Genomic DNA, 21323 nt, shown 5'->3' with positions numbered 1-21323 from the left:
CCTATTTCGGATGCCGCAAACGCGGATTGGAGACGATCGACACAATATCGGCCACCATATTCAGGCCGATGTAAACCGCGGCGAAGATCAGGCCACAGGCCTGCACCACGGGAATGTCTCGTTTGGAAACATGATCAACGAGGTACTGCCCCATGCCGGGATAGGTGAAGACCACTTCGATCACCACGACCCCCACCACCAGATAGGCGAGGTTCAGCATCACCACATTCACAACAGGTGCGATTGAGTTTGGTAAAGCGTGTTTCCAGATGATGGTGAACATGCGCAAGCCCTTAAGCTCTGCCGTTTCGATGTATGCAGACTGCATCACATTCAAAATGGCTGCACGGGTCATGCGCATCATATGCGCCAAGACCACAAGTGTAAGCACGGCAATCGGAATGCTGATTGTATGCAGCTTTTCACCAAGGCTCATGCTGTCGTTTATTGTCGTGACAGAGGGTGCCCAACGCAGGCGCACCGAAATAAAGAAAATGGCGACATAGGCGATCAGAAACTCAGGGACAGAGATAGACGCCAGCGTCACGGCAGATATCATTTTGTCAGGCCAGCGTTCACGATAGCGCACGGCCAAAAGGCCCAGCATAATCGCGAGAGGCACAGCGATGATTGCTGCCCAGAAAGCGAGGAAAAGGGTGTTGCCCAAACGTCTGCCGATGGACTCCGTGATGTCTTTGCCGCTGGTCAGCGACGTGCCCAAATCTCCCTGAACGAGGCCACCAAGCCAGTCAAAATAGCGTTGTACGGGCGGATCATTCACGCCCAGCTCTTCGCGCAGATTGGCGAGGGCTTCAGGTGTTGCCGATTGACCAAGGATTTGTTGTGCCACGTCTCCCGGCAGAATGAGCGTGCCAGCAAAGATCAGGATCGAGACGAGAAAGAGCAGAAGCAGACCCAGCGCGATGCGCTGGGTCAGTAGTTTCAAAAGGAGCGGCATATCAGGCGGTCACCCACATGCGCTGCGCTGCATAGCCGTGCATCAGAGAGAACCCTGCGACGCCTTCAACCCATCCACCAAGTTTGTCGGTATGGGCATCCACGAAATCATTGAACATCGGGCAAATCAGGCCACTTTCGTTGTGCAGCATGGTTGCCATATCGGTGTACATCTGTTTGCGCCTGGTTTCGTCGAGCTCGGCACGCGCTGCGATGAGCAACTGGTCGAATTGTTCGCTGCTGTAGCGTGTGTCATTCCAGTCAGCTGTGGAAAGATACGCCGTGGTGAACATCTGATCCTGAGTAGGACGACCACCCCAGTAGCTGGTGCAGAATGGCTTGTTGTTCCAAACTTCAGACCAGTAACCATCGTTTGGTTCGCGTTTGATCTCAAGATCAATGCCCGCCGCTTTCAGAGACTGCTGGAACAGGGCAGCTGCGTCTGGTGCGCCTGGGAAGGAGTTATCAGATGTCCGCAGCAGAACTGGGCCGGAATGGCCAGATTTCTTGAAATAGTCCGCTGCCTTTTCCGGATCATATTCGCGCTGCTCCAGCGCCTGATACATTGGATAGGACGCGTTGATTGGCGTGTCATTCCCAACCGAGCCATAGCCAAACAGGATCTTGTCGACCATCTCCTGACGGTTGATGCCATACTTGAGCGCCATCATCAGGTCTTGGTTGTCAAAGGGGGCCGTATTTGTGTGTGCAATGAACACATAGTGGCCTGGGCCTGCGGTCGAGGTCACTGTGATGTTTGGTGCACGTGCAACGAGGCCCGCTGTACGCGGTGGTACGCGGTCGATGATGTCCACCTGACCGGATTGTAGCGCCGCAACACGGGCAGTGTTGTCGTTGATCACCAGCATTTCGATTGTCTGAACGTGGCCAAGATCACCCCAGTAGTTCGGGTTTTTCTCGGCAACAAAGCGCACGCCCATATCAATTTCTTTCATGATATAGGGGCCTGTGCCGATGGCTGCGTCAGGCGCGTCCTTGCCGCCGTTAGGCTGGATGATGAGGTGATAGTCACTCATCAAATACGGCAAGTCTGCATTTCCGTTGTTCAGTTCAACGATCACTGTGCGACCGTCGGCGCGCACATTTTTGATGTCCCGCAGTAGGCCAAGGGCGCCAGACTTAGTGTCTTCGCCGGCATGGCGGTCGATTGTTGCAACAACGTCTTCTGCAGTAACGGCTTGACCGTTTGAGAAGGTAATGCCGTTGCGAATGGTGAACGTCCATGTCGTTGCATCGGCGGAGGCTTCAAAGCTTTCTGCCACCTTACCTTGCAAACCACCGTCATCAGTCAGCTCAACCAGTGGCTCGCCCCACATGCGGATCAGGTTGACCGCAGTGGTATTTGCCGCCAGCGCAGGATCCATGCTGTCAGTTGTTGATCCGCCCTGCAGACCAATGCGCAGTGTCCCGCCTTTTTGTGGGCCCGCCGCGTGAACGGCAGAGGAGAGCATCGTGGTTGCGGCAGTGGCTGAAAGACCCAGTGCACCGGCGCGGCCGAGGAAATGGCGGCGTGACAGTTTGCCCAACGCCGCCTGACGGCTCAGGTACTTGAGTTCGTTGTTCATTGGAGACTCCCATGCTGATTTTGTCGTTTTTTGACATGCTGCGATCTGAACGCGACTCAAAGCAAGGAAAATGTGGCAGGCCTGACAAAGTTTTTAGAGCGCTAAATCGCCTTCTCTTTCTGTTCAGTTGGGGTGTGCGAAAACCGCCCTTTTGTATGGAAAATGCGACATTTTAAATGGTCATTTCAAAAATGGTTGGACTTTAAGAGGTATGCACATCAGGCCGTGAATTGGGGGGCAGCGCCCAATTGAGCACGAAATTGGCTAGTATCGTGCTCGAAGTGTTGCGACACTGCAACGGATTTAGCGATCAACACCTTTCGAGTTGACCGCTGAATAGAGATTCTTGGGAACTGGCACAAGGCTACTCAGCCGCGACCCGCCTTTGAGCAGAGTGCAGAAGGGCGGCGAGTTCTGGCTTGCAGGAGCCGCAGTTTGTGCCAGCTGAAAGTGCTTCGCCAATCGCCTCAACTGAGACGAGGCTTTGCGTTTCGATGGCATTCAGAATGCTGTTCACACCGACACTAAAACAGGCGCAAACGATTGGGCCAGGATCAGGCTGCCCTACGGCAGGCCGACCGAGCAACACAGTCTCACTCTCAGACCCCAGCTGACTTCCCGTGAAGCTACGCGAGACCGAAACCGGACGGTCGCTCACAAACAATGCGCCGATCAGGACGCCATCCTTATGAAACGCGATGCGCGCTGCGTCGCGTGAGGCATCCAAAACGCTGGAAATTTCTGCGTCTTGCGCGTCAAACAGCATCCTTGCATAGGTTTCCCAGCAGTCTGGCGTTTCTTGATGTGCCATCTCATATTGCCAACCAGCTTCAAGACGCGATTTTGCCCAATAGTTTGACTTGGGTTGAAGTTCACTTTGTGAAACCGCAAAACCATACCATTTCGGCGCAAAGGGACGAATACCCACCTCAGCTGCTTTGCTGTCAGGCTGGCCGGAAAACGGATCAGTCTTGGGGGAGACAACATCAGAAATACGCCCGCTCGGCGCGGTTGCGGCGGTCCAGTGTATTGGTGCAAACACTTCGCCCCTTGCCACGCGATCTGTGATCAAAACTCGAAGAATAGATTGACCATGCGCATTGCTGAGAGCCGCCAAATCCGCAGCCCGTAGGCCAAGGGCCAGCGCGTCTTCTGGATGAATTTCCAGAAAGGGTTCTCCGTAGTGTTGATTTAAGCGTGGCGACCGCGCTGTGCGTGTCTGTGTATGCCACTGATCGCGAATGCGCCCAGTGTTGAGCCTGAAGGGAGTGTCTGTGGACGTCGTCTGCGAAACAGGCTGCGCTATAGGGAGCATGTTTGCCCGCCCTGTTGGCGTGAAAAATCTGCCGTCCTGAAACATGCGGTCAGACAGCGTTTTATGTGCTAGAAACGGCCAGCGTGTTGGCTGCAGTGCGTCATAGTCGGTGTCGGATAGATCTGCGAAGCCAGAAATGTCGAAGTCTTTGCCCAGGGCGGCTGCGACGCCTGACAAAGCGGCGTGTTCACGAAAAATCTGCGCAGGGGAGTCAAAATTGAATCCGTCTGAAAATCCCATGCGCTTTGCAACCCCGCAGATGACCTGCCAGTCATGAAGAGAGTCGCCAGTGGGCGGTAAAAATCCGCGTTGGCGGCTGATTGTACGATCAGAGTTGGTGACGGTGCCGTCCTTTTCCCCCCAACCCGTGGCAGGAAGCACCACATCGGCCAGCTCTGCGGTGTCGGTGTCGCCAAACATATCAGAGACCACCACAAAATCGCATCCGGCTATGGCTGCGCGCACGGCTTTCGCATCGGGCATGCTGACTGCGGGGTTTGTGCACATCACCCAAAGCGCCTTTACCTTGCCTTCGCCAATTGCACGGAACAGATCGACAGCCTTTAGGCCAGCTTTTTCCGGAAGTGTAGGCGACTGCCAGAAGCTTTGCACGGCTGCGCGATGGTCTGCGTTCTCGATGTCGAGATGGGCCGCGAGCATGTTTGCCAGCCCGCCGACCTCACGCCCACCCATGGCATTGGGTTGCCCGGTGACTGAAAGTGGGCCCATACCAGCTTTGCTGATACGCCCGGTCGCAAGGTGACAATTTATGATCGCGTTGACCTTGTCGGTGCCATGGTCTGATTGATTGACCCCTTGGCTAAAGACGGTGACGGTCTTTTCTGTGGTGAGCCAAAGGCGTGTAAACGTGTCGATATCTTGGGCGGAGAGCCCGGTCACCGTCACATCGGTGGCGCTTGCGGCATCAAGGGCGTCATCAAACCCTGTGACATGTTGCGCCACAAATTCGGCATCGACACACCCCTGTTCGTAGGACGCTCTCAGCAGGTGGTTGAACAAGGCGATATCTGTTCCTGCGCGTAGGCCAAGATGCAAATCAGCAAGGTCGCATGTTGCTGTACGCCGTGGATCAATCACCACCACTTTCATATTCGGGCGTTTGGCTTTGGCAGCCGACAGGCGTTGGTACAGCACTGGATGGCACCAAGCCAGATTTGATCCTGTCAAAAGGACAAGGTCTGCAAGTTCAAGATCGTCATACGTACCCGGCACGGTGTCAGTGCCAAAGGCGCGTTTGTGGCCCGCAACGGTTGAGGCCATGCAAAGTCTGGAATTGGTGTCAATATTGGCGGTACCGACGTAGCCTTTGATGAACTTGTTGGCGACGTAATAGTCTTCGGTGAGCAATTGCCCTGAAACATATAGCGCGACGGAGTCCGGGCCATGTTCTGCAACAGTGGCTTTGAATTTTTCAGCCACAACATTCAGCGCAGTGTCCCAGCTTGTCTGTTTTTTCCCGATCATTGGGGTCAGTAGGCGGCCCTCGGGTGAGACGGTTTCTCCCAACGCAGAGCCCTTTGAGCACAAACGCCCGAAATTGGCGGGATGCTCAGGGTCACCCTTGACCGCGAGCGCCCCATCCTTTGTTGGTGTCGCCAAGACCCCGCAGCCTGTGCCGCAGTAAGGGCAGGTGGTGCAGACAGTCTGGCTCATTCCGCAGCCACACCTGTTGTCAGCGCGCTGGCATCCAGCAAGACACGTCCCTCAACAACCTGCGTTGCATAGGTGGCGATCTGACCTTCGTCCGCCCCCTGCGCTGCGCCAGTTTCGAGGGAGAACACCCAGTTGTGCAGTGGGCAGGTCACCTTCTTGCCGTGGACGATGCCTTCCGACAAAGGGCCGCCTTTGTGCGGGCAGCGATCTGAAGTGGCAAAGACTTCGGCTTCATCGGTGCGGAACATCGCAACGCAGCCCACCGCAGTTTTGACAATGCGTGCCCCGCGCAAAGGAATGTCGGTCACGTCACAAATGTCGATCCAGCTCATTCGGCAGCCTCCAGTGTCAGGTTCGCAATCGGTTGATAGGTTTCCGCCTTCTCACGCGCATGTTCTGCCCAAGGATCTGTGCGATAGACGGATTGTGAAATCTCGAACCGTTCGGCCAGCGCCTTGCGGTTCTTCAGATCGTCCACAATCTGCGCCTTGACCCAATCAAGCCCAACCTTGTCGACCCATTTCCAGATGCGATCCAGATATTTGGCATTCTCGCGGTAGATCTGCGTCATGGCAGAGATCACCTCGATGGCTTCCTCCTCGGAGGCCACCTTGCATAGCAGTTGGGTCTCTTTGACTTCCATGCCCGCAGCCCCAGCAACAGACACCTCATAGCCGGAGTCCACACAAATCACGCCAATGTCCTTGCAGGTTGCCTCCGCACAGTTGCGTGGGCAGCCAGAGACCGCGAGCTTGAGCTTATGCGGTGTCCAGGATCCCCAGAGGTGCTTTTCCAGCTTGATGCCAAGCCCTGTGCTGTCCTGTGTGCCAAAGCGGCAGTGATCTGTGCCGACACAGGTTTTCACCGTACGCAGGCCTTTGGAATAGGCATGCCCGGAAACAAGCCCCGCTTGGTTCAGATCAAACCAGATTGCGGGCAGGTCTTCTTTCTTCACGCCAAGCAGGTCGATACGCTGGCCGCCGGTGACTTTGACCGTTGGCACGTCAAATTTGTCCGCCGCGTCTGCAATCGCGCGGAGCTCGTCCGGGGTGGTGATCCCACCCCACATGCGCGGCACAACCGAATAAGTGCCATCTTTCTGAATGTTGGCGTGATTGCGTTCGTTCACAAAACGGCTTTGTGGATCATCCGCATAGTCCAGCGGCCAATCCGCCAGGAGGTAGTAGTTGATCGCCGGACGGCACACGTGGCAGCCGTTTGGCGTGCTCCACCCCAGTTCCTGCCAGACCGCTGGCTGGGATTTCAACGCGCGGGATTTGATCAAGCGCCGCACATCTTCATGTGTGAGGTCGGTGCAGCCGCATACCGATTTTGCCGCTGGCATGACAAAATCATCACCCAGAGTGACCGAAAGCACTTGCTCCACAAGCCCGGTGCAGGTTCCACAGGATCCGGAGGCCTTGGTCACCGCCCGAACATCTTCCAAAGTGGTCGCGCCATTGCCGATGGCGTCCACGATCTGACCTTTACATACGCCGTTGCAGCCGCAGATTTCTGCGTCAGCCGGTAAGGCTGCAACGGCCGCCATAGGGTCCAGGGAGTCGCCCCCCTGATAGGCTGGGCCAAAGATCAACGTGTCGCGCATCTCAGAAATGTCTTCGCGGTCTTTGATCAACCCAAAGAACCAGTTTCCGTCTGCGGTATCGCCGTACATCACTGCGCCAACGATGCGGTTTTCCTCAATCACCAGACGTTTGTAGACGCCGCGCGCCGGATCGCGGAACACGATGTCTTCGCGCCCTTCGCCATCGGCAAAATCGCCGGCGGAAAAGAGATCACAGCCGGTTACTTTGAGCTTGGTTGCCACCTCTTTGTTCACAAAGGAGGCCTCTTCGCCCAGCAAGGTTTTCGCGAGTACCTTGGCTTGATCAAAGATCGGAGCCACGAGTCCAAAGACATCGCCGTTGTGCTCAACACATTCCCCAAGCGAGAGAATATTCTCGTCAGAGGTGACCATCTGATCATCCACGTGGATGCCGCGCCCGGTTGCGAGTCCGGCGTCGGAGGCCAGCGCGACGGAGGGGCGGATGCCCACGGCCATAACCAGAAGATCACAGGGCAATTCGGTGCCGTCATCCAGCAATAGCGCTTTGACTTTGCCGTTTTCGCCAAGGATTTCCTTGGAGTTGGCAGAGCATTTGACGGTGATGCCTTTGTCCACGAGCGCCTTGCGCAGCAGGTAGCCCGCTGCCTCATCAAGCTGGCGTTCCATCAGGTGGCCCATGATGTGCACCACGGTCACATCCACACCGCGCAGGGCAAGACCTGCAGCCGCTTCAAGGCCTAGCAGACCGCCGCCGATCACCACGGCTTTGGCGTCTGGCTTGTCGCCCAAGGCGATCATGGCGTTGGTGTCTTCCAGGTCGCGGTAGGCAATCACGCCGTCCAGATCATGACCGGGGAGCGGGATGATGAACGGGTTGGAGCCGGTGGCGATAACCAGCTTGTCATAAGGCAGCACGTCGCCGGTGTCTGAGGTCACGGTTTTGGCAGCGCGGTCGATGTTCACAACCTTCTCGCCAAAGCGGCATGTCACGCCGTTTTCCTCATACCACTCTGCGGTATGGGTGACGATCTCTTCAAAGCTCTTATCCCCGGACAGGACAGGAGAAAGCATGATGCGGTTGTAGGTCCCGCGCGGTTCGGCGTTGAACAAGGTGACGTCATAGGCGTCCGGCGCTTGTTCAAACAGGTGCTCAAGCGCGCGGCCCGCGGCCATGCCTGCACCAATGATGATAAGTTTCTGTGTCATATTCACTCCGCAGCGATGGCTTTGGCAACTTTGGGCTTTGGCTTCGCGCCGTGTTCATATTCCTCAAGGAAATCAAGAACGTCCTGGCGGTAACGGTAATAATCTGGATGCTCGAGTAGCGCCTGACGGCTGCGCGGGCGGGGCAGATCCACATCGACGATCTTGCCGATGGTGGCCTGTGGGCCGTTGGTCATCATCACCACGCGGTCCGCCAGAAGGATGGCTTCGTCCACATCATGGGTGACGCAGATGGCGGTCACCTTGGTGCGGTCCCAGACTTCCATCAGAACCTCCTGCAGCTCCCAGCGGGTGAGGCTGTCGAGCATGCCGAAAGGTTCATCCAAAAGCAGCAGTTTTGGTGAAAGGGCAAAGGCGCGGGCAATGCCGACGCGCTGCTTCATGCCGTTGGACATGGAGTGCGCCGGGCGGTCCATGGCATCGGCCAGACCAACACGCTCCAGATAGTATTCCACCACATCCTGACGCTCGGCTTGGCTGGCTTTGGGATAAACTTTATCCACGCCAATCGCGACGTTCTCTTTGGCTGAAAGCCAAGGGAAGAGGTTGGGGGATTGGAACACCACCGCGCGTTCTGGATCCGCGCCTTCAACGTGGCGGCCGTCCAGACGGATGCCGCCTTTGGAAATGGCGTTCAGACCAGCTGCCATGGTCAGCACTGTGGACTTGCCACAGCCGGAGTGGCCAATCAGCGAGATGAACTCACCGCGTTGAATTTTAAGGTCAAAATCCTCTACCACGGTCAGTGGACCTTTGGGGGTGGGATAGATTTTGTGGAGTTGGGAGAAATCGAGGAAGTTGTGGTCGATCATACCCTTCTGGGCATCTTTCACCGCCGCAGGGACGCCGTGGATCGGGGTCACGTCAGGCAGCACCCTGGAGCCTTCGGCCTTGGCCTCAATGCCCACGTCCATCAGGTATTTTGTCACCTCGGCGCGCAGCTTTTTGAAACCCTCGTGGTGGTTCATTTCCATCCGGTCGCGGCGGCGCTCGATATTGACTTTGAACTCACGACCCAGCGTGCCGTCAGGGTTCAGCGCGATGATGCGGTCGGCGAGAATGATGGCCTCGTCCACATCGTTGGTGATCAGCACGCAGGTCTTTTTTTCCGCATCCCAAATCGCTTCGATCTCATCCGCCAAATTGGCACGGGTGAGGGCGTCAAGCGCGCTAAGGGGTTCATCCAGAAGCAAAACTTCGGGGTTCATGGCCAGCGCGCGGGCGACGTTCACACGCTGGCGCATACCACCGGAGAGCTCTGCTGGTCGGCGTGCGGTGGCGTGGCTGAGACCCACCATGTTGACGTAATGCGCGACTTTCTCTTCCTTTTCTGCCTTGGGCATTTTCGGGAAGACGCTGTCCAGTGCGAGGCGGACGTTGCCGTTCACTGTGAGCCACGGCATCAGCGAGTAGCTTTGGAAGATCACGCCACGTTCCGGGCCGGGGCCGGTGATGGGTTTGTCCTTGAAGCTGACGGTGCCTTTGGTAGGCATCTCAAGGCCCGCCATGAGGTTGATCAGCGTGGTTTTGCCGGAGCCGGAGAAGCCCAGAAGAACGAGGAACTCGCCCTCCTGCACTTCCAGATTGATGTCCTTGAGCACGTGGGTGGTGTGGGTACCTTCCCCGAAGCTCTTGGAAACATTTTCAAATTTCAGAACACTCATCTGTTTGACCTCATCGGTTTGCGCTGAAGGTGAAGAGCGACTGGATCGCGTACATCAGGCGGTCGAGCAGGAAGCCGATGATGCCGATGGTAAAGACCGCGACCATGATTTTGGCGAGTGAGCTGGAAGAGCCGTTCTGGAATTCATCCCATACAAATTTGCCAAGACCCGGGTTCTGGGCGAGCATCTCTGCAGCGATCAGAACCATCCAGCCAACACCGAGCGACAGACGCAGGCCGGTGAAGATCAGAGGCAAGGCAGACGGCAGCACCAGCTTGGTGATTTTGGTCCATGTGTTCATCTTCAGAACCTTGGAGACGTTCACCAGATCTTTGTCGATAGAGGCCACACCCAGAGAGGTGTTGATCAGAGTTGGCCATAGAGAACAAAGGGTTACGGTGATCGCGGAGGTCAAGAAGCTCTTGGAAAACAGGCCGTCATCCACGGTGTAGGTGGCGGAAACCACCATTGTCACGATGGGGAGCCATGCCAGTGGGGAGACTGGTTTGAAGATCTGGATCAGCGGATTGATGGCGGCGTTGGCGTAAAGTGACAAGCCTGCCATGATGCCCAGAGGGATCGCAATGGCGGAGCCGATCAGGAAGCCAAAGAACACAGTTTTGATCGAAGTCCAGATTTGATCGTAGTAGCTGGGACTGCCTGTGTACTTGATATCTTTGACTTTTTCCGGCTGACCGGCGGCTATGAACTTGGCATTGCGCTTCTCAACGCGCTCCATGAACTTCGCTTCTTTGGCGGCCTTGGCCTGGGCGTCTTCGTGCAGATTGACGGCTTCGGTCCAGACCTCTTTGGGGCCGGGCACCGCGCCGAGGGAGGTTTGCACCTTGGGGGCGAGGTTGCCCCAGAGCACGAGGAAAACACAGATGGCGAGCAGCGGCACGCCCAAAAGGCGCCATATTTCAGTGGCTTGAGCCTTTGGGTTGTCGCCCGCGGCGGCTTTCAGGATCGGGGTGATGAAGCTCAGGCCGAGGACTTGGAACCAAGCGTCGGCCTTGTTGATGCGGGTGAAGAGACGGGCGCGTTTGGCTTCGCGGTCTTCCTCAGCAATGGATTGTGGGTCGATTGTGGTCATGGATATGTCCGTGGCTTTGCGTGGCGGCTTTGAGTGGCTCGGGGCGCTGTTGCGTGAAAGGTTAACGGCGAAATGGCGTGTCGGTATCGCGTCGGTATTGCGGCTGTATCGCGACGGTGGAAAATCGCGGGGCGGGCAAAAGTGAACAGCCCGCCCGTTGCGTCGCCAGAGGGGGGAAGGGGCTCTCTGGCGACGGGCTGTGATTTAGCCCTGCACTTCGGTGCCAACGACGCGTTGGTCGCCCTTCAGGCCGATCGGCAGACTGTCGAGGTAGGCGTTCGGGGTGCGGCCGTCATAGGCGATGCCGTCGATGATATCTTCGGCAGGGGTTGGGGCTTTGTAGCCGTCGCTGTCCCATGGGAAGTCTGCTTCGTTGGCGAGACCTTCATCCACCAGCAGGCGGGCCGCTTCGAGGTAGATGGCGGGCTTGTAGACAGATTTCGCCACTTCGTCATACCAGCTGTCTGGCTTGGCCTCTGCGATCTGGCCCCAGCGGCGCATCTGGGTCAGATACCAGACCGCGTCGGAGTAGAATGGGTAGGTCGCGTTGTAGCGGAAGAACACGTTGAAGTCGGGCACGTCGCGCTTGTCACCTTTTTCATATTCAAAGGTGCCGGTCATGGAGTTGGCGATCACGTCATAATCCGCGCCCACATATTCCGGCTGGCTGAGAATGCGCACGGCTTCTTCGCGGTTGGCGTTGTCGTTTTCATCCAGCCACATGGCGGCGCGGATCAGTGCTTTGGTCACGGCCAGCGTGGTGTTGGGGTATTTCTCGGCAAACTCGGCGTTTAGGCCGAAGACTTTCTCTGGGTTGTTTTTCCAGAGTTCGTAGTCGGTGATCACAGGCACACCGATGCCTTTGAACACGGCCTGCTGGTTCCAAGGCTCACCCACGCAGTAGCCGTAGATGGTGCCCGCTTCCATGGTGGCCGGCATCTGAGGTGGCGGGGTCACGGAGAGCAGAACATCCGCGCCGATTTGGCCGGTGATGTTTTCAGGAGAGTAGTAGCCCGGTTCCAGACCACCGGCGGCGAGCCAGTAGCGCAGTTCGTAGTTGTGGGTGGAGACCGGGAACACCATGCCCATGTTGAACGGCTTGCCCTCAGAGGTGTATTTCTCAACCACCGGCTTCAGCGAGGATGCGGAGATCGGGTGCTGTGGGCGGCCGTCGTCCATCAGCGGCACGTGCGGTTTCATTTCTTCCCAGATCTGGTTGGAAACGGTGATGCCGTTGCCGTTCAGATCCATGGAGAAGGGGGTGATGATGTGGGCTTCGGTGCCGTAGCCGATGGTGGCGGCAAGCGGCTGACCTGCGAGCATATGCGCGCCGTCCAGTTGACCGTCGATCACACCATCCAGCAGAACTTTCCAGTTGGCCTGCGCCTCCAGCGTGACAAACAAACCTTCGTCATCAAAGTAGCCCTGCTCATAGGCCACGGCGAGCGGCGCCATGTCGGTGAGCTTGATGAAGCCAAATGTCAGCTCGTCTTTCTCAAGTTCCAGTTCGGCCATGGCCGGGGTCACAAACATGGTTGTGGCCGTGAGAATGGAAGCAATGCGTTTCATCTTAAGTGTCCTTTTGCTTGCCCTGTTGGATGGAGGCGGGCGGGGAACGAAAAAAAGCCGCTGACCAAGAGACCGCGGGAGGAGGAGGCGGTATCAGGTCGAGCGGCTTTGCTCAGGATGTCCCCGGCTTCGGGGGCTGATAGGGCGGAACGTCCTTGTTCCGCGTTAAGGTCATTTGGCGGGTCGCTGCACCTTTGCTCAAGCACGAATCACCGGATTTATGCTGCGTCGCCGCGTGACGCAGGGTGTTTGCCTAATTTTTCATCATTCGGGTTGGGCGGGATCGAAAATGCGCCCGTCAAAGAAACGATCCGGGCCGAGGGTGAGCGGGCCATTGGTGGCTTTCATCGCTGTTGGGTGTGCCAGAGCGCCTTCGCATTTCTCTGAAGCTGCCGGGAGAGTCGCCCCCAGCGGGGCGAGGTGGCGGCGGTAGAGATCGGAGCGGAACACAGTGGCGGCGGTGGCGGCGGATTGCGCGCGGTCCAGTCCGAAGCGGGCGGCCATCCGGGTGCCGATCCAGGCGGCCTGACTTTTCCATGGGAAAGTGGCAGCGCTGTCAAAAAATTCGAGCATGCGCGGCACGCTGTGGTTGGCTGCGCTTTGGTGGGTGAGCATCTGGCCGCTGAGGGCGCGGTCGAGGATTTCGGCGGAGACGTCGAGATATTCGGGCCATGCCAAAATGTCGGCGGCGGTGGAGCGTTTCGCCGGATCCGCCAGCCAACGGCCCGCCTTCCAGACCGCGCGCATCAGGCGGCCGGTGAGATCGTCCTCAGCCTGTGCCCAGTCGCGGCGCACGGCGAGCACTTTTTCCGGGGTGAAGTTCCAGATCGCGGCCCCAGCGAGCAAAAGCCGCCCGCCGCCCTGTTCCACGGTGATGGAGCCCCAAGGCTCGCCCACGCAGAAGGCGTCGATCTCGTCAGCGGCAATGGCTTGGGCCATCAGCGGGGGCGGGATGATGCGCATATCGAGCGCTTCGGGCGTGTTGAGGCCGGAGCTGGCCAGCCAGTAGTGCAGAAGCTCTGCGTGCATGGAAAACGGGAACGGCACACCGACGCGCAGGGTGCGGCCCAGATTGGCAAGGGCCTGACCGGCCTGCGCGGCATCGAGAAAATCGGGTAGCGGGTGTTTGGCGGAGAGCTCTGCGGCCAGCGCGTTGGAGACGCCGATGGAGTTGCCATTGACCGAAAGCACGCAGAGCGCGTCAAGCTTGGTGGGCACACCGCCCAGACCCAACGCCATCGCCACAGGCACCGGTGCGAGCATATGGGCGGCCTCGATCTGGCCCAGCACCAGCCGGTCGCGCAGGGTGGACCAGCTAGGCGCGCTTTGCAGATGAAGGGAGAGGCCCTCTTCTTCGGCAAAGCCCAGCTCATTGGCGACAATCAGCGGGGCGGCATCGACCAGCGGCATGAAGCCCACGGAGAGTGGCAGGGTTCTCATGACAGAAGCTCCGATGCGGTCACAAGGGCCTGGGCGACATCGGCAATTTTCTTGCCCTGGCTCATCGCGGTTTTGCGGATGAGGGCGTAAGCCTCCTCCTCTGGCAGGCCGCGCGCCCGCATCAGGATGCCTTTGGCGCGGTCGATGATCTTGCGTTCTTCAAGGGCGCGTTTGGTGGCGGCCAGCTCGTTGCGCATGCGGGCAAACATGTGAAACCGGGCGATGGCGGCATCCAGCACCGGTTTGACGCGATCCGGGTGCATGCCATCGACCACATAGGCCGACACGCCCGCCTCGATGGCGGCTTTGGTCAGGCTGTCGTCAGAGCGGTCCACAAACATGGCCACGGGGCGTTCGAGCGGGGAGGAGGCCAGCGTGAGCGCGTCAATCGCGTCGCGGCTGGGATTGGCCACATCGACCAGCACAAGATCGGGGTTCAGCTCGGCCACAGAACGGGCGAGGCCGGTGGATTCGGAGAGCACCCGGATGTGGTGGTCTCCGGTCTCAGAAAGGCTGTCGATGATCGCATCGGCCCGGTTTTTGTCGGGCTCCACGACGAGGATGGTGAGCTTGGCTGGCACGGTGAGATGATTCCGGGGCGGCTGTGGCGGGTGCCTCGGGATAGTGCCGCAGTGCAGCGTTGCGCCACGCAGCGAAGGGCTGCATGGCGGAGGTGACGCTGCGGTTTGCTTAAGTGTTGGTCCGTTTTGGTGCTGGATGCCTGAAAGATAGGCAAATTAGATGCAGCGCCCGCCGTCGACCTCCATCAGCGTGCCGGTGATCATCGAGGCCTCATCAGAGCAGAGGAAAGCGGCGGCGTTGCCCATGTCTTCGGGTTGGGAGAAGCGGCCCAGCGGGATGGTAGAGAGGAATTTGGCGCGCACCTCCGGCGTGTCCTCGCCCATGAAGGACTTAAGGAGCGGGGTTTCCCCGGCCACGGGATTGAGCGCATTGACGCGGATGCCATGGGGCGCGAGTTCGACGGCCATGGCTTTGGTGGCGGTGTTCACCCAGCCCTTGGAGGCGTTGTACCAGTTGAGATTGGGGCGCGGGGACAGCCCGGCGGTGGAAGAGATGTTGAGGATCGCGCCTGCAGCGCGCGCTTTCATATGCGGGACAAGCGCCTGAGCGATCAGGTAGATGGCTTTGCAGTTCACCGCAAAGACGCGGTCAAAATCGCTCTCCGTGACAGTCTCCATCGGGGCGGGCAGATGGGTGACACCGGCGTTGTTCACCAGAATGTCGATGTGGCCCCAAGCGCCAAGCGCGGTGTCGATCATGCCCTGCACGCTGCTGGCATCGGCCACATCCACGGTGCAGGGGGTGGCGTTTTCATGCTCGGCGGCTTTGGCACTGGCGGCGTCGCCGTTGATGTCCGCCACCAGCACCTTGGCGCCTTCAGCGAGGAATTTGTCGACGATGCCCGCGCCAAAGCCCTGGGCGCCTCCGGTGATGATGGCGGTTTTGTTGTGAAGACGCATGTGTTGGTCCTTTTTATCGGGGCCGGGGCACAGAGAGAGATGCCTCCGGCGGGGATATTTGAAGAATGAGAAGCCTAGCCGTGCAGAGCGGCCACGGTTTTGAGCTGAGAGAAGTGGAAGAGGGCTTCAAAGCCTTTCTCGCGGCCGTGGCCGGAGTGGCCGGTACCGCCGAAGGGCAACTCCACCCCGCCGCCCGCGCCGTAGTTGTTGAGGAAGACCTGACCGGCGTTGAGCTGTTTGGCGAGCCGCATCTGACGCGCACCGTTTTGGGACCAGACCGAGGCGACGAGCCCGTATTTGGTGCTGTTGGCGATCTGGAGGGCCTCTTCTTCTGTTTCAAAGGGGATGAGCACTTGCACCGGGCCGAAGATTTCCTGCTGCGCGAGGCTGTGATCGGGGGGCACATCTGCGAAAAGTGTGGGGGGCACGTAATGGCCGGGGGCGTCTGTGGCGATTTCGCCCTGGGCGGCGATGGTCAGGTCTGCGCCTTTGGCAAGGAAGTCTGACACGATGTCTTTTTGCCGCGCGGAGATCAGCGGGCCGAGGGTGGCATCCTCCATAGCAGGTGCGGCGCGCATCGCCTTGTAGGCCTCAGACATGCGGGCTTTGACCTCTTCATAGACGCTGCGCTCTACCAGAATGCGGGAGGAGGCCGAGCAGGTCTGGCCCGCGTTCTGGATGCCTGCGTTCATAAGGAAGGGTAGGGCAGCATCGAGATCGGCATCCGCAAAGACCAGTTGCGGGGATTTGCCGCCCAGTTCCAGCGTGACCGGCACGACGTTTTCTGCGGCAGCGGCCTGCACAAGGCGGCCGGTGTTCACGGAGCCGGTGAAGGAGATGTGGTTCACATCCGGGTGGGCGGCGAGTGCGGCCCCGGCCTCTGCCCCCAGACCCGGCACCACATTGAGCGCGCCGTCCGGCAAGCCCGCCTGTTGCGCCAGATCGGCAAAGGCCAGCGCGGTGAGGCAGGCCTCTTCTGCGGGTTTCAGAACACAGGCGTTGCCCATGGCGAGCGCGGCACCGACCGAGCGGCCAATGATCTGCATCGGGTAGTTCCACGGCACGATATGGCCGGTCACGCCAAAGGGCTCGCGCAGGGTGTAGACGGTGTAGCCTTCGAGATAGGGGATGGTCTCGCCGTGCACTTTGTCTGCTGCCCCGCCGTAGAACTCCATATAGCGCGCCAATGCGGAGACATCGTTGCGCGCCTGTGTGAGCGGTTTGCCCACGTCATGTGCCTCAAGCCGGGCCAGTGTTTCGGCGTGCTCCATCACAAGCTGGCCGATGCGGGTGAGGATGCGCCCGCGCTCCACAGCGGTGGCGCGGCCCCAGTCGCTGTTGCGCGCGGCCTGTGCGGCGGCCACGGCGGCGTCGATGTCTGTCTTGGCACCACGCGCGATGGTGGCGAGAGGGCTACCGTCAGACGGGTTGGTCAGCGCCAGTGTGTCGCCGGAGAGGGCTGGTTGCCATGTGCCGCCGATGAGGCATTTGGATGGGTCAAACCAGAGATCGGAAGTCATTTAGTGTCCTTTGAGGGAATGCGTTGGAGGAAATTTCGCAAGAGGTTGAAATAGGTGTCAGGGGTGTCAAATGCGGGCAGGTGACCGCAGTTTTGCAGGCAATGGTGGGCCACGTCGCTGTGGGTGAGCGCGGCGGTGATCGCCTCTGAAAAGGCGCGGGGCATGATCGGATCTTTGTCGCCGCTGATGATCAGGCTGGGGCAGGTGACCTTGGCGAGCGCCGTGCGGAAATCAAAGCGGCCCATTTCATTGGTGGGACCGTTGAAATGCAGGGCGACCGGATCTTTCATCATCACGCGGGACCAGAAGTCGGGCTCTATCGCGGTTTGGGTATAGTGGGGGACGCAGATTCGGCCGTAGGTGGCGCGGGATTCGGATGTGGGATTGCCCCAATAGTTTTGTGCAGCCGCCTGTGCCTCCGGGCCGACCAATTGCCCAAAGGCGTTGTAAATCGTGGAGAAATCGACCTGCGCGGCGGTGTTGGACAGGATGAGACCTGCGAGGCGGTCCGGGTATTTTGTGGCAAAGGCCTGCGCGACAAAGCCGCCAAAGCTGCCGCCGTGGATGATGGGGGCGGTGATTTCCAGCGCGTCGCAGAGGGTGGCGAGATCGTCGGCCCATTGATCAAGCGTCCAGAGCGCGGGATCGCCATCATCAGAGCGGCCATTGCCGCGGTGGTCGAGATAGAGGATGTGGCAGAGGTCGGAGAGCGCGGCGGCGTAATGCGGTTTGAATATCGAGTGATCTGCGCCGGGGCCGCCGTGCAGGACGATCAGTGTGGGTTTTTGGCGAAGGCTTGGGCCTTCTGCGACCCATTCCGGCCCGTCAAAATCCACAAACAGGCGTACGCCGTTGATCCGTAGCCTCATGCGGGGGCCTCTTGGGGTGTGAGATCGGGCAGGACTGGGGCGGCGGCGATCAGGCTTTGGGTGTAGCCGTGCTGCGGGGTGGCAAAGACCGCTTCGGTCTCGCCTTCCTCGACGATTTCACCGTTTTGCATGACCAGCACGCGGTCTGTGACGGTGCGCACCACGGAGAGGTCGTGGGAGATGAAGAGATAGGCGAGGCTGTGGCGGCGGGACAGATCGGCGATCAGATCAAGGATCTGCGCGCGCACGGAGACATCCAGCGCGGAGACTGCTTCGTCAAAGATAATGAGCTCGGGGCGGGTGATCAGGGCGCGGGCGATGGCGATGCGCTGGCGTTGGCCGCCGGAAAACTCATGGATGTATTTTTGCGCGTCCTGAGGCGTGAGGCCAACATCAGTGAGGACGTCGCCGATCAGGCTCTGCAGAGCCGCGCCTTTGGGTGGGTTTTGCACCAGATGGAAGGGTTCGGTCAGGATGCGGGCGACGCGGTGGCGCGGGTTGAAGCTGCTGTAGGGATCCTGAAAGACGACCTGCGTTTTGAGGCGCAGCGCGGCGGGCATATCTGCGCCAACCGGGTGGTCAAAGGCGGTGATTGTGCCGCTTTGCAGAGGCTCCAGCCCCAGAATGGCCCGTGTCAGGGTCGATTTTCCGCAGCCGGATTCGCCGACCAGCCCGACCCGTTCGCCTTGGTGAATGGTGAAGGACACATCGTTGACGGCGCGGTGGAAGGCGCGCGGGGCAAAGAGCTGTGTGCGGGGCAGAGCGTAATCCCGGACGGCGTTTTGCACCGTGAGGATCGGGGCAGGCGTGTCCTGCGGCGTTGGCAGATCGACGGTGTGGCCTGAGGCCGCAAAAAGCGCGCGCGTATACGGGTGCTGCATATTGGAGAGCAGCTGTTGGGTGGCGCCTTGTTCGACAATTTCGCCTTTGCGCATGACCACGATGCGGTCGGCCATATCGGCGACCACGGCGAGATCGTGGGTGATCATCAAAAGGCCCATGTCAAATTCGGCAACGAGATCTTTGAGCAAATCGAGGATGCGGGCCTGGGTGGTCACGTCGAGCGCAGTGGTCGGCTCATCGGCGATCAGAAGGCGCGGGCGGCGGGCGATGGCCATGGCGATGACCACGCGCTGGCGCTGGCCGCCGGACAGCTCATGCGGGTAGCGGCTGAGGGGGAAACGGTCCTGGGGCAGGCCAACGCGGGTGAGCATGGCGGCGGCTTGTGCGCGGGCCTCGGCCTTGGGCATGACGCAGTGAATGCGGATGGTTTCGGCCACCTGTGTGCCAATGGTCTGCAGCGGGTTGAGCGCGGTCATGGGCTCCTGAAACACCATGCCGATGTCATTGCCGCGCATGGTGCAGAGGTCAAACTCGGACAAGGTCAGCAGGTCGGTGTCGTTCAGCAGGATCTGGCCTTGTGCCTGTGCGGAGTCGGGCAGGAGCTGCATCACCGCAAGCGCTGTCATGGATTTGCCGGAGCCGCTTTCGCCTGTCACCGCGAGGATTTCGCCCGGCGCGATGGTGAAGCTGATGTCTTTCAGGATCGGGGTGGGGCCGATGCTGAGCGAAAGGTTTTGCACGGAAAGCAGGGTCATGTGCGCACCACGCGGATTTTCGGATCCAGCCAGTCCCGCAACCCGTCGCCCAAGAGGTTGAGACCTAGCACGGCGGAGATGATGGCGAGGCCGGGAATGAGCGCGAGGTGGGGCGCGAAGGAGACCATTGTTTGCGCATCCGCCAGCATGCGGCCCCAGGAAGGCGTGGGCGGCTGTGCGCCAAGACCGACATAACTCAGGCCTGCCTCTGCAAGGATGCCGAGGGAGAACTGGATGGTGCCCTGTACGATCAGGAGGTTGGCGACATTGGGCAGGATGTGCTCGATGCTGATCAGGGCGCGGGATTTGCCAGCGACGCGGGCGGCGAGGATGAAATCGCGTTGCCAGAGCGGCAGTGCGCCGGCGCGGGTGAGGCGGGCAAAGACCGGCACGTTGAAGATGCCGATGGCGAGGATCGCGTTGAGCGCGCCGGGGCCGAGGATGGCGGTGATCAGGATGGCGATCACGAGGCTGGGGAAGGCAAAGATCAGATCGTTGCCGCGCATGATCAGCTCATCAGCCCAGCCGCCTTGGCGCGCGGCGGCCCAGAGGCCAAGGGGCACGCCAAGGCCCATGCCGATGCCTACCGCCACCAGCGCCACGGCGAGCGAGGTGCGTGCGCCAACCATGATCATCGAAAAGATGTCGCGGCCAAAGTGGTCGGTGCCAAACCAATGCAACGCGCTGGGCGTTTGCAGCTTGTTGGGGATGTCCATCGTGGTGATGTCATAAGGCGTCCAGACAAAGCTGATGAGCGCGGCGCAGACCACGATCAGGCAGAGCAGCCCACCAATGAAGATATTGCGCGACAGGCTCATGTGCGGGACCTCAGGCGGGGGTCGATGGCGGCGTAGGCGAGATCGACAAGGAAGGTGACGAGGATCACGAGGAACACCAAGAGCATGACCACGCTTTCCACCACAATCAGGTCGCGGGCGGAGATCGACTGAAAGATCAGGCGGCCGAGGCCGGGCAGGAAGAAGACCTGTTCGATGATGATCGCGCCTGCGAGCAGGAAGGAGAACTGCATGCCGATGATGGTCAGCACCGGGATCATGGCGTTGCGCAACCCGTGGCGCAGGATGGTCTGACTTTGTGTGAGGCCTTTGGCGCGGGCGGTGCGCATGAAATCTTCGCCAAGCACATCCAGAAGCGAGGAACGCATGACGCGGGCGAGGATGGCGGATTGTGGCAGCGCCAGCGCAATGGCGGGCAAGGTGAGGGATTTCAGGGCGGCACCAAAGCCTTTGTCCCAACCGACAAAGCCGCCGGCAGAGAACCAGCGCAGGTTGATGGCGAAGATCAGAACCAGCATCATGGCAAACCAGAAATTTGGCACGGCGATGCCAAATTGGGTGGCCCCCATGACCGCCATATCCCCCGCTTTGCCTCGGCGGGAAGCGGCGTAGATGCCTGCGGGAAAGGCGATCAGGCTGGACAGTGTAAGCGCATAAAGCGCCAGCGGCAGGGAGACCCAGATGCGGTCGCCTATCATTTCTGTCACTGGCGTGCGGTAGGTGTAGGAGAGGCCAAAATCGCCCTGTAACATGCCACCCACCCATGTGAGATAGCGCTCAAACTTGGGCACATCCAGACCCAGTTCTGCGCGCAGGGCGGCGATGGTGTCGGGCTGAGCATTGAGGCCCAGCATGAAGCTGGCCGGATCACCGGGAACCACCTCGATCACAAAGAAGATCACGAGGGAGGCCACGATCAGGCTGAGCCCGAGTGAGAGCGCGCGTTTGAGGGTATAGCGGAGCATTGCG

General features: G+C 59.5%; 16 protein-coding genes. All 16 read right to left on the bottom strand.

Translation table 11 applies throughout. The features are described 5' to 3' along the window. Position 1: 1 nt before the first annotated feature. On the bottom strand, positions 2-958 hold the full coding sequence (locus PJL69_RS07700; RefSeq protein WP_271309140.1) for an ABC transporter permease: 957 nt from the start codon (positions 956-958) through the stop codon (positions 2-4). A 1-nt stretch (position 959) separates the two neighbouring features. After that, entirely contained in the window at positions 960-2543 is a 1584-nt protein-coding gene (locus tag PJL69_RS07695) for an ABC transporter substrate-binding protein (protein ID WP_271309139.1), read from the bottom strand. A 364-nt stretch (positions 2544-2907) separates the two neighbouring features. Beyond that, complete coding sequence (locus PJL69_RS07690; RefSeq protein WP_271309138.1) at positions 2908-5532, bottom strand: nitrate reductase; 2625 nt, start codon at positions 5530-5532, stop codon at positions 2908-2910. Next, on the bottom strand, positions 5529-5864 hold the full coding sequence (nirD, locus tag PJL69_RS07685) for a nitrite reductase small subunit NirD (RefSeq protein WP_271309137.1): 336 nt from the start codon (positions 5862-5864) through the stop codon (positions 5529-5531). Before nirD ends, PJL69_RS07690 begins: the two co-directional genes overlap by 4 nt. After that, the gene (nirB, locus tag PJL69_RS07680) at positions 5861-8305 is read right to left on the bottom strand and encodes a nitrite reductase large subunit NirB (RefSeq protein ID WP_271309136.1); all 2445 of its coding nucleotides are present in this window, start codon (positions 8303-8305) and stop codon (positions 5861-5863) included. Before nirB ends, nirD begins: the two co-directional genes overlap by 4 nt. A gap of 2 nt (positions 8306-8307) precedes the next feature. Next, positions 8308-9987, bottom strand: a complete 1680-nt coding sequence (locus tag PJL69_RS07675; protein WP_271309135.1) for an ABC transporter ATP-binding protein — start codon at positions 9985-9987, stop codon at positions 8308-8310. A 10-nt stretch (positions 9988-9997) separates the two neighbouring features. Next, positions 9998-11080 carry an ABC transporter permease gene (locus PJL69_RS07670; protein WP_209059436.1) on the bottom strand — a complete coding sequence of 361 codons (1083 nt, stop codon included), beginning with the start codon at positions 11078-11080 and terminating at the stop codon, positions 9998-10000. 204 nt (positions 11081-11284) lie between these two features. After that, on the bottom strand, positions 11285-12649 hold the full coding sequence (locus PJL69_RS07665; RefSeq protein WP_209096984.1) for a CmpA/NrtA family ABC transporter substrate-binding protein: 1365 nt from the start codon (positions 12647-12649) through the stop codon (positions 11285-11287). Positions 12650-12913: 264 nt separating this feature from the next. Beyond that, positions 12914-14089 carry a CmpA/NrtA family ABC transporter substrate-binding protein gene (locus PJL69_RS07660; protein ID WP_271309134.1) on the bottom strand — a complete coding sequence of 392 codons (1176 nt, stop codon included), beginning with the start codon at positions 14087-14089 and terminating at the stop codon, positions 12914-12916. Continuing rightward, positions 14086-14670, bottom strand: coding sequence for an ANTAR domain-containing response regulator (locus tag PJL69_RS07655; RefSeq protein ID WP_209096981.1), 585 nt, complete (start codon positions 14668-14670; stop codon positions 14086-14088). Before PJL69_RS07655 ends, PJL69_RS07660 begins: the two co-directional genes overlap by 4 nt. Positions 14671-14826: 156 nt before the next feature. Further along, on the bottom strand, positions 14827-15570 hold the full coding sequence (locus PJL69_RS07650) for an SDR family oxidoreductase (RefSeq protein ID WP_271309133.1): 744 nt from the start codon (positions 15568-15570) through the stop codon (positions 14827-14829). Positions 15571-15644: 74 nt separating this feature from the next. Then, entirely contained in the window at positions 15645-17090 is a 1446-nt protein-coding gene (locus PJL69_RS07645; RefSeq protein ID WP_271309132.1) for an aldehyde dehydrogenase family protein, read from the bottom strand. Further along, positions 17087-17959, bottom strand: a complete 873-nt coding sequence (locus PJL69_RS07640) for an alpha/beta fold hydrolase (protein WP_271309131.1) — start codon at positions 17957-17959, stop codon at positions 17087-17089. The genes PJL69_RS07645 and PJL69_RS07640 overlap by 4 nt, the downstream gene beginning before the upstream one ends. After that, positions 17956-19557 carry an ABC transporter ATP-binding protein gene (locus PJL69_RS07635; RefSeq protein ID WP_271309130.1) on the bottom strand — a complete coding sequence of 534 codons (1602 nt, stop codon included), beginning with the start codon at positions 19555-19557 and terminating at the stop codon, positions 17956-17958. The genes PJL69_RS07640 and PJL69_RS07635 overlap by 4 nt, the downstream gene beginning before the upstream one ends. Then, entirely contained in the window at positions 19554-20375 is an 822-nt protein-coding gene (locus PJL69_RS07630; protein ID WP_441347460.1) for an ABC transporter permease, read from the bottom strand. The genes PJL69_RS07635 and PJL69_RS07630 overlap by 4 nt, the downstream gene beginning before the upstream one ends. Next, positions 20372-21319 (bottom strand): ABC transporter permease, encoded by a 948-nt coding sequence (locus PJL69_RS07625; protein ID WP_271309129.1) that lies wholly within the window; start codon positions 21317-21319, stop codon positions 20372-20374. The genes PJL69_RS07630 and PJL69_RS07625 overlap by 4 nt, the downstream gene beginning before the upstream one ends. Between the last annotated feature and the right edge of the window lie 4 nt (positions 21320-21323).

Source organism: Shimia sp. MMG029 (genome assembly GCF_027947445.1).
In the GTDB taxonomy this organism is placed as follows: Bacteria; Pseudomonadota; Alphaproteobacteria; order Rhodobacterales; family Rhodobacteraceae; genus Shimia.
The sequence above is the reverse complement of the archived record's forward strand: the minus strand, read 5'-3'. Positions and strand labels throughout refer to the sequence as shown.